Raw genomic sequence first — 9,508 nt, 5'->3', positions numbered from 1 at the left:
GGCCCCGGCCTGCGGCTCCGCCGACCCCGCCGCCGCCCCGGCTTGCGGCACCGCTGACCCCGCGCCCGCCTGCGGCTCCGCGGACGCCAAGTAGTCAGCGCTAAAGGAGGGCTCGTAATGGACGCGCAAACCTGCCTGCAAAAAATGAAGCTCGCCGGAACGCTGGCACTGGCCACCGTAGACACCGACGGCTCTCCGCAGATCCGCTGCGTGAGCGCCGTCCATTACGAGCCCGATGCCATCTATTTCTTCACCGCGCGGGGCAAGGAGATGGTTCGCCAGCTCGAGGCCGACGGTCGCATCCAGACCATGGTCCACACGCGGTTCAACGAGATGATTCGCATGAGCGGCACCGCGACGCCCGCCGCAGAGGCCGAGCAGGCAAAGTGGATCGACACGATCTTCGCCGAGCAGCCTTACCTCGCCAACGTCTATCCGGGAGACACGCGCGAGATTGGCATCGTATTCGAAGTTCGAGACATCACGCTCGACTACTTCAACCTGGGCGTGCACCCCATCGAACGCGCCGTCTTCTCACTCGACAAGGCGCCGGTAAAGGCAAGGGGGTACCGCATCGACCCAAACGCATGCATCGGATGTGGCACATGCCTCGCCCGCTGCCCGCAGAAGTGCATTGCCGCCGGAGACGCATACCGCATCGAACCAGAGCACTGTCTGCACTGTGGCGCGTGCTTTGAGAACTGTCCCGCAGGCGCCGTCGAGCGTCTCTAGATTCAAGGAGATTGAGGGGACGATGGAGAGCAAGCCCAAGGTTAAACCCGCATTCGCAATTCAGTGGCACATCACCGACGAGTGTGATCAGCGCTGCAAGCACTGCTACATCTTTGCCAACGGCGAATGTGCCGGCTTCAAGCGGATGCCGTGGAAGCAGATGATTCAGGTCGTCAGCCAGGCCGAGGCCCTCTGCGAAAAGCTCGAACGCCAGCCGTACTTCTACGTCACCGGCGGCGACCCTATCCTGCATCCGGACTTCTGGCGTCTGGCGGAGCTCCTCCACGAGCGCGGCTTCATGTGGTGCGTGATGGGCAACCCATTCCATCTCGATGACGAGGTCTGCGCGCGCATGAAGGCGCTCGGCTGCCGTAAGTACCAACTCTCGCTTGACGGCCTGGAGTCCACGCACGACTACTTCCGCAAGCCTGGCTCCTTTGTCGAAACCCTGCGCGCCATCGAATGCCTCAAGCGAGCGGGCATCTGGGTAGTGATCATGAACACGGTGTCCAGCATGAACGCCCACGAGCTTCCCCAGCTCATCGACCTCGTCGCGAGCCTAGGCGTGGACGTGTTCGCCTTCGGACGCTACTGCCCCACCTCCGGGCAGAAACGCGACGAGTTCCACATGGAGCCGCTCGAATACCGCAAAGTGCTCCTTGCCGCCCAGGAGCGCATGGACTACCACCAGTCGCACGGCTGCAAGACGTTCTTCCAGCTCAAGGACCACCTTTGGACGCTCCTTCGCTGGGAGCAGGGCCGCTTCAAGATTCCCGAGGGCGCCAAGCCCGGCGTCATCTACGACGGATGCCACTGCGGCACGGGACACATGACGGTCCTGCCGACGGGAGACGTCTACGCCTGCCGCCGCATGGAGAGCAAGGTCGGCACTATTGCCGAGAACACGCTTGAAGAGTTGTTCTTCTCGTCCGCAATGGAGGAGAAGCGCGAGTTCGACAAGTTCGAGAAGTGCTCGAAGTGCGAGCTGTTTGGTTGGTGCCGCGGCTGTCCCGCCGTGACGTATGGATACACGGGCAACATGTACGCCGCTGACCCGCAGTGCTGGAAGGAAGTCGACTAGTGACGGAGGTGCGCACACCGCCGATGAACCAATCCGAGCGAAGGCTCAACCTGATCGAGGCGCTTCTTGCCGAGAGACCCGATGGGACGGAGATTGCCATCCCCGCAGACGCCGATGACCAAAGGCGCCTCCTGCGCGCCCTCATGAACGTAAGGCCGCCCGAGCCGTTGGCGCCGGAGGTCCTCGCCATCCAAGATGCCTACCTCGCGCAGAGGCTCATCGAACGCGGTGGTGCTACCCAGATCGACACGCTCGCCTTCCGCGACCGCATCGCCGTATGGCGCGGAGACATCACGCTGCTCGCCGCAGACGCAATCGTCAACGCCGCGAACGACCAGATGCTCGGCTGCTTCGTGCCTGGCCACAGCTGCATCGACAATGCGATACACACGTATGCCGGGATGCAGTTGCGCGAGACCTGCGCCCAGCTCATGGACGCGCAAGGCCACGCCGAACCCACGGGACGAGTGAAGGTCACGCCGGCCTACAACCTTCCCTCGTGCTGCGTGTTCCACACCGTGGGGCCCATCGTGCCAAGCCACAACCCCGGCCCTCGCGAGGAACTGCTCCTGAGGCGCTGCTACGAAAGCTGCCTTGTCGAGGCAAGCAGACGCGGCTTGGACAGCATCGCATTCTGTTGCATCTCGACCGGCGTCTTCGGCTACCCGCAAAAAGCCGCAGCGCGCGTAGCCACAGAAGCTGTCCGCCGGCACCTCTCCCACAACGATTCCAGGCTCAAGGTGGTATTTGATGTATTTCTCCCGGATGACGAGGCAATCTACCAGGAGCTTGTCAGCGCAACTCGATAGACTCTCGACCGTGCTCGACATGGCGGAGGCCGTGGTAATTGGCGCGGGCGCAGGTCTTTCCACTGCTGCTGGCTACACGTACACGGGAGAGCGATTTGAGCGCCTCTTCAGCGACTTCGCAAAACGCTACGGCTTTTCGGACATGTACTCCGGCGGATTCTATCCGTACGATACGCTCGAGGAGTACTGGGCCTTCTGGAGCCGCTACGTCATGTGCAACCGCTACGAGCCTGCACCCAAACCCGTCTACGAGCAACTACTCTCCCTCGTGTGCGACCGAGATTACTTCGTACTCACCACAAACGTTGACCATTGCTTCCAGCGCGCAGGATTCGACAAGCAGCGTCTCTTCTATACGCAAGGCGATTACGGCTTGTTCCAGTGCAGCCGTCCATGCTGCCAGGAGACCTGGGACAACGAGAAGACCATCCGTGCCATGGTCGAACGGCAGCAGAACCTGCGAATCCCCAGCGAGCTCATCCCCCACTGTCCCAATTGCGGAGCGCCCATGACAATGAACCTGCGCTGCGATGGCACGTTCGCGGAAGACAAGGGCTGGCACAAAGCCGCCTCGCGCTATGGCGACTTTCTTCGGCGTCACGAAGGCATGAGCACGCTGTTCATCGAGCTGGGAGTGGGTGGCAACACGCCGGGAATCATCAAGTACCCCTTCTGGAAGATGACCGCGGCAAACCCTCGCGCCACCTATGCGTGCGTGAACCTTGGCGAGACGGCAGCGCCGGTCGAAATCGACACGCAATCAATTCTCATCGACGCCAGCGCCGACGAGGTCATCTCGCTGCTATAGCATGACAGCGTAGGGATTACTTCCTAGGAGGAGTTCGAGATGAAGGTTCTTCTTGTCAACGGAAGCTCGCGCAAAGACGGCAACACCGCGGCAGCCCTCGCGGAGGTCGCCCGCACGCTTGAGGCAGAGGGTCTAGAGACCGAGACGCTATGGCTCGGCACCAAGCCCGTTAACGATTGCATTGCCTGCGGCAAGTGCTCCGAGCTCGATAATCGTTGCGTGTTCGATAATGACATCGTAAACGAGCTCATCGAGAAGGCCGAGGGGTCAGACGCCTTCGTCTTTGGCACGCCCGTCTACTATGCGCATCCCTCGGGCCGCATCCTGTGCGCCCTCGACCGCGCCTTCTACGCGGGCAAGGACGCCTTCTGCCACAAGCCCGGAGCCGCCATCGCCGTCGCCCGTCGCGGCGGCACCACCGCGTCGTTCGACGTGCTCAACAAGTACTTCACCATCAACCAGATGCCGGTCGTTGCCTCCACGTACTGGAACAACGTCCATGGATGCACGCCCGGCGAGGCCGTCCAGGACGAGGAGGGTCTGCGCACCATGCGCAACCTCGCCCACAACATGGCCTGGATCCTGCGCTGCATAGAGGCGGGCAAGGCAGCCGGCATCGAAGCTCCCGATGCCGAGCGTGGCCCCGCGACCAACTTCATCCGCTAGGCGTTTTGCCCGCCGGGCGAGCCGTGCGCTGGGCCACTCAGCCGCCGGGCAGTTCGCGCACCGGGCGAGCCAGTCGCCGGACGTGCCATCCGCTAGACAAATCCCCATCAGACAGACGAAAGAGGGGGGGTGCCCGGGCACCCCCTCTTTCGTTAGGCCGCCAGGGCCATGTCGTCAGGAGCGCACACCCTAGGCACGATCGCCGCCACGCATGCGAAGAACCACGCCTATCGCCGCAGGTATGAGCACCGAGACGACCAGCGTCGCGGTATCACTCAGATGAATGGCAGGAATGCCAACCATCAGGCCGACACAATACGGGACGAGCCAGATCAGCCACACGCCAACGCTGAGCTTGTGGAAGCCCTTACGGCTCTTCTCGTCGCCACGGAGAAGGACGAAGGTCGCCCAGACGGCGTGGAAGAGCATGAGGACGATGGCGGGCGCACCGGTAATCGCGTGGAGCGGGGAACCCGCGCCATGCGAGGAACGCGCGATGGAAGTCATGATGGTCGTGCCCGTCGTGTCGCACGCAAGACCGATCCAAAACAGGATGAGATGCTTCTTCTGCAGCGAGCCAGCGCGAGCCTCTCCAAAGACGCCGATGGTGTAGAAGACGAGAGCGAGCGTGATTGCCGTGGATGCCGCCATAACCAGTGGATTCATAAGTTCTGAATGCCTCCCATAATCGATTTCGGACCGGCGGGAGTCTTTCTCTGCCGGCCAAAATAGATTGTGAGACCGCCGCAAGTGAACATCCACCGCGTCTTGTTCATTCCGCCGCGTCATACAACGCCCTGCGGAGAAGGCCGAAGAGCACCGGGCACCCCTCCGCATCAGCGTGAAGCGCGGCGAGCATGTTGTCGAGCGTGAAACGGCTCACGGCCATCGTGTCGAGGCCCCCGGGCGGATCAGGCACTATGGCATGATCTGCCGCGAACACCTCGGCAAGCCCATGAAGCGCGTGATCGAGAATCTCGCGCTCGCGCAGATGGGCGGCGGCCTTCTCGGAAGCGGGGAGCACCACGGCACCGCGCAGCCAACGCTCCCTGAAGCGCTCGACCAGCTTGGTCAGCGACGCATAGAGGTCCTCGCAGTAGTCGACGAAGCCCTTGCCGGCATCCAGCGTGCAAAACTCGTCAAAGACAGCACGCTTGAAGTAGAGCTCGATGGTTGCCGTCGTCAGCTCGTCCTTGGACGAGAAGTGGTTGTAGATCGTACCGACGCTCACGTGGCTCGCCCGGGCGAGGGAGCGAACGGAAAGCGCCGAGACACCCTGGGCATCAGCGATGCGGTACGCCTCCTCAAGAAGCTCTTCTCGAGAGATGACGTTCGAGGTCATGGACTCCTCCGTTCCGTCAGACGAGCCCGTTACCGGCTCGGGCACGATCTGACAAGCCAATCAGCGCGACACGCCAACGCCTCCGCCGACTCACCCCGCGCCGGCGTCCTACTGACCAATCCTATCCACCACGAGTTCCTCCGTGCGGAAGATCTTGCTCACCGCCGCCTCGTACTCGTCAACGCGCTTCAGCTTTCTCACCGCGCGCTGCACGGAGATGGGGCTGACGAAGAGTTCCTTCGCGTAGGACCACCACTCCTTCATGCGAAACACCGCATTGCCGCCAATCCGCTCCTCATACGTGTGGAAGAGCACGTCATGGAAGCGCTCGAGCTCATCGGCCGTGGCTGCGGGGCCACCCTTGATCATGCGCGGGAGAGCGGGGTTGCCCACGACTCCCCTGCCGAGCATCACGTGGCGCGTCTCCGGATAGGCAGCAACCAGGCTCTCGATGTCTGCGACGCTGAAGATGTCTCCGTTGTAGGCAACGGGAAACGGCGCCTTCGCCAGCGCCTCGCCGTAGGCTTTCCTACGCGGAGCGCCATCGTAGAAGTCCGCCCGCACGCGCGGGTGGACGATGAGTTCCGCAATGGGACAGCGACAGTACGTCTCGAGAATCTCCTCGAACTCGTTGTCATTGGCAAAGCCGATCCTCGTCTTGACGGAGACGGGAAGCGCGGACCTCACGCAGACATCCTGGAGAAACGCCTCGAGAGCGGCGAGATCGCGCAGAAAGCCCGCACCACGGCCCTTGTTGGCCACGGTTCCCGACGGGCATCCGACATTGAGGTTGACCTCGGCATAGCCCATCTCTGACAGAAGTTGCGTCGCCCAAACAAACTCGTCGGCGTTCTTGGTCAGGAGCTGGGGCACCACGTCAAGAGCCTCGTCGCCCTCCTGACAGAGCTCCTTGGCGTAACGGTTGGCGAACGGAAAGTCGAGCCTGGGAGGAACGAGGAAGGGCGTGTAGTAGCGGTCAAGCTCGCCAAAGCACTCGGCGTGCGCCTTGCGAAACGCGTATCCCGTCACGCCTTCCATGGGTGCCAGCGACAAAATCACGTTGGTCCTCGTCTCCATTGCGGCCTAGTCACGAACGCCCCATTATATGCGCCACGGAGTTGACAAAGGGACAGTCCCTTTGTCAACTCTCGGACGGGCGACGAACCTGCAAAAGAACCTGCAAAAGGGACTGTCCCTTTTGCAGGTTTGGCAGCACGCCAGGCAACGGCGCCGAGGCGCCCGCCCGCTTTCGCTACTTTGCGGCAAGGCTCGCGCGGAGGATGTCGAGGACCTCGTCGCGATTGAGGACGTGATAGCCGCCCTCCATGAAGAACGTCGCGTCAGCGATGGCATCGAGGTTGGACTCGTTGGCGCCCAGCTCGGCGATGCTCATGACACAGCCGATCTCGCACATCCAGGCCTCCATGGCGGCAAGACCGGCGGAGGCGAGCTCCTCCGTCGTCTTGTCGGATGCATCGACGCCCCACACGTTGACGGCGAAGCGCGCGAACTTCTCGAGGCCATAAGGCATGATCAGGCGGTAGTACGGCAGCGCCACCGCGGCGAGTGCCATGCCGTGCGTGGCGTCCGTCACGGCCCCCACCGCGTGGCCGATCATGTGGACCTCCCAATCCTCGGTCTTGCCGCGAGCCACGAGACTGTTGAGCGCCCAGGTCGCCGTCCACATGATGTTCGAGCGAGCCTCGTAATCCTCGGGATTTGCCACGGCCGCGCGGCTCGAAACGATGAGGCTGCGCATGAGGCCCTCGGATAGGTAATCGCTCGTGTTGTCATCCGTGCCGGAGAAGTACTGCTCGCAGATGTGGCTCATGATGTCGAAGATGCCGGCGACCATCTGGTAGCGCGGCAGGCTGTAGGTGAACTCCGGGTTCAGCACGGCAAAGCGCGGCCAGACGCGGTCATCCGAGTAAACGTGGCCGATCTTCATGCCGCACTCGCGGTTGGTGATGACCGAACCGCAATTCATCTCGGATCCAGTGCCCACCATGGTGAGAACCGAGCCCACGGGCACGACGTCCATGTCCGGTGAGGGCTCCTCGAGGCGAGCGTAGTAGACATCCCAGGGATCCTCGCCCTCGGGCAAATTCTTGGAGACGGCGACCGCCTTCGAGTAGTCGATGCACGAGCCACCACCCACCGCGAGGATGAAGTCGACGTCGTTCTCGCGAGCGATGCGCGCACCCTCGCGAAGCTTCTGGGCCGTGGGGTTGGGCATGACGCCGGCATCCTCGACGACGGTCTTGCCGGCAGCCTCGAGCGCGGCGATGACCTGGTCATATATGCCGTTCTTCTTGATTGATCCGCCACCGTAGACGAGTTGAACGGTCTTGCCGTACTTCTCGAGCTCCGCGGCTAGGGCGGTCATGGCACCCTTGCCAAAGATGAGCTTCGTGGGGTTGTAGTAGGTGAAGTCTCCAAGCATGATTACGCTCCTTCTCTCTGGGGCAATCTGGATAACTCTTGTGGTTGATTATCCCGCTTCACATGGCAGGTGCGCGATAGCGTGGAAAGGACATAGGAGAACGGCTCGGGAGGGGGCGGCACAGTGCACCGCTTCGATCAACGCCCGACACGATTGCCCGCGATGCGGGAATAATCAGCCGTAGACTTCCCGTCCCAACCCGATGATTGGAGCACCATGAACACGACCCACGAGCTCGAGCTCTTCATGAAGCCCACTTGCCCCTACTGCATCAAGGTCATGAACTTCATGAGCGAGAACAACATCACCATTCCGCTGCGAGACATCGTGGCCGATGAAAGCGCCGCGGAGACGCTGGTCGCCGTCGGCGGCAAGCGCCAAGTCCCCTGTCTCTTCATTGATGGCAAGCCACTCTACGAGTCCGGCGACATCATCGAGTGGCTTCGCGACAACGCCCTCTAGTGAGCACAGCGCACCTGAAAAAGGGACAGTCCCTTTTTCAGGTTGCCCGACGGTCAGGCCAGCGGGAGTTGACAAAGGGACAGTCCCTTTGTCAACTCTACGGGTGACGATACTGGCCGTGAGCTCGCGTTTTATGGCCGCGCTGGATGGCGAACTTGGGGCAGCTGTGTAGGCAACGCAAGCAGGCAGCACATGACGGCTTCACCCATACGGGTATGCCGCCACGCATCTGGATCGCGTCCGCGGGACAACGCCTCGCGCACAGGCCACAGCCCACGCACGCCTCCGCGTCAACGGTGAACTTACTCGTATCCTCGCAGGCTGGGAGGCCGAAACGGTAGTAGAGCCTCGCGGCAAAGGTGGGCACCACACGAAGCCCGTGGCTACCCTTGACGCGGCCAGCCACCATATCGGCGCACTTGTCGATCCACTCGTCCGCGCGGGCATTGACCGCGGCAACCCAAACGGCGTCCGACAGGTCAAACATCGGCGTCCACGTATCCGGCATCTGAACGCCAAATTGCGCCCCAACACCAACGCCCTTCTCGCGCAACAGGTCTGCCGCGAAGCGCGTGGTCTGTCCCGAGGTTGTGCCAAACGTCGTGGCGGTGAAGACGTAGGCGCTCACAGGCACATCGAAGCTCGCACGACCCAGGAAGTCAACCGCGGGCGCAGGCATGCCCCAGCAATAGGTTGGGCAAATAAACCCGAGGTAACCACTCTCATTGACGGTAATATGGGGATGCTCATCGCTCTTGTATGACTCGATTGAGACGGCTCTGCCGCCAACGCGCATGGCGATGGCTTCCGCGACATGGCGGCTATTCCCCGTCGCGCTGAAATACAAAATCATATGTCCCCCTCGCGCCATGCGTTCGATTTCGCGAAGCCTTCGCGCGGTGCCACGCGATGCCTTCGCGCTACCCCTCACGAGGCCTTCGTACGGCCTCCTCGCCCCGCCTCCATCAGCAAAACCTGAAAAAGGGACTGTCCCTTTTTCAGGTTTGTTCTGCGTAGGATGTTCGTTTTTCTGATGCTGAACGGCAGGGGAAGAACATGTGATACTTCCCTGTAGCTGGGCTTTTTCTCCCGAGATTATGCCACGATGGGCACGGCTGCATATGCCTCGCAACCGCGCAAAGAAAACGTCAACGGCCGATGCGGC

The 9,508-nt window shown here is 61.9% G+C and carries 11 protein-coding genes; 6 read left to right on the top strand and 5 right to left on the bottom strand.

Annotated features, from left to right (window positions below; translation table 11 throughout):
• Positions 1-117: 117 nt before the first annotated feature.
• The 5 genes from Q0H23_RS07190 to Q0H23_RS07170 are packed head-to-tail and all read left to right on the top strand — an operon-like array spanning position 118 to position 4,096.
• The gene (locus tag Q0H23_RS07190; RefSeq protein WP_293837032.1) at positions 118-732 is read left to right on the top strand and encodes a 4Fe-4S binding protein; all 615 of its coding nucleotides are present in this window, start codon (positions 118-120) and stop codon (positions 730-732) included.
• 22 nt (positions 733-754) lie between these two features.
• Complete coding sequence (acgM, locus tag Q0H23_RS07185) at positions 755-1,813, top strand: radical SAM/SPASM domain protein, ACGX system (protein ID WP_293837030.1); 1,059 nt, start codon at positions 755-757, stop codon at positions 1,811-1,813.
• Complete coding sequence (locus tag Q0H23_RS07180; RefSeq protein ID WP_293837028.1) at positions 1,813-2,622, top strand: protein-ADP-ribose hydrolase; 810 nt, start codon at positions 1,813-1,815, stop codon at positions 2,620-2,622. Before acgM ends, Q0H23_RS07180 begins: the two co-directional genes overlap by 1 nt.
• The gene (locus Q0H23_RS07175) at positions 2,603-3,430 is read left to right on the top strand and encodes a Sir2 silent information regulator family NAD-dependent deacetylase (RefSeq protein WP_293837026.1); all 828 of its coding nucleotides are present in this window, start codon (positions 2,603-2,605) and stop codon (positions 3,428-3,430) included. The genes Q0H23_RS07180 and Q0H23_RS07175 overlap by 20 nt, the downstream gene beginning before the upstream one ends.
• Before the next feature lie 39 nt (positions 3,431-3,469).
• Positions 3,470-4,096, top strand: a complete 627-nt coding sequence (locus Q0H23_RS07170; RefSeq protein WP_293837024.1) for a flavodoxin family protein — start codon at positions 3,470-3,472, stop codon at positions 4,094-4,096.
• A 189-nt stretch (positions 4,097-4,285) separates the two neighbouring features.
• On the opposite strand, the gene Q0H23_RS07165 is transcribed toward Q0H23_RS07170, so the two are convergent.
• The 4 genes from Q0H23_RS07165 to Q0H23_RS07150 all read right to left on the bottom strand — a co-directional run bounded on the left by Q0H23_RS07165 (position 4,286) and on the right by Q0H23_RS07150 (position 7,881).
• Entirely contained in the window at positions 4,286-4,762 is a 477-nt protein-coding gene (locus Q0H23_RS07165; RefSeq protein WP_293837022.1) for an HsmA family protein, read from the bottom strand.
• 106 nt (positions 4,763-4,868) lie between these two features.
• Complete coding sequence (locus Q0H23_RS07160; protein WP_293837020.1) at positions 4,869-5,498, bottom strand: TetR/AcrR family transcriptional regulator; 630 nt, start codon at positions 5,496-5,498, stop codon at positions 4,869-4,871.
• Positions 5,499-5,546: 48 nt separating this feature from the next.
• Positions 5,547-6,497 (bottom strand): tRNA-dihydrouridine synthase family protein, encoded by a 951-nt coding sequence (locus tag Q0H23_RS07155; protein WP_293837018.1) that lies wholly within the window; start codon positions 6,495-6,497, stop codon positions 5,547-5,549.
• Between the two features lie 193 nt (positions 6,498-6,690).
• Complete coding sequence (locus Q0H23_RS07150) at positions 6,691-7,881, bottom strand: iron-containing alcohol dehydrogenase (protein WP_293837016.1); 1,191 nt, start codon at positions 7,879-7,881, stop codon at positions 6,691-6,693.
• Positions 7,882-8,097: 216 nt separating this feature from the next.
• Between Q0H23_RS07150 and Q0H23_RS07145 the strand changes: the two genes are divergently transcribed.
• Positions 8,098-8,343 (top strand): glutaredoxin, encoded by a 246-nt coding sequence (locus Q0H23_RS07145; protein ID WP_293815981.1) that lies wholly within the window; start codon positions 8,098-8,100, stop codon positions 8,341-8,343.
• 97 nt (positions 8,344-8,440) lie between these two features.
• On the opposite strand, the gene Q0H23_RS07140 is transcribed toward Q0H23_RS07145, so the two are convergent.
• Positions 8,441-9,196, bottom strand: coding sequence for an EFR1 family ferrodoxin (locus Q0H23_RS07140; RefSeq protein ID WP_293837014.1), 756 nt, complete (start codon positions 9,194-9,196; stop codon positions 8,441-8,443).
• Positions 9,197-9,508 lie beyond the last annotated feature (312 nt).

Source organism: uncultured Parolsenella sp., assembly GCF_934660935.1.
GTDB lineage: Bacteria > Actinomycetota > Coriobacteriia > Coriobacteriales > Atopobiaceae > Parolsenella.
This window is presented reverse-complemented; position numbering and strand designations above follow the sequence as displayed.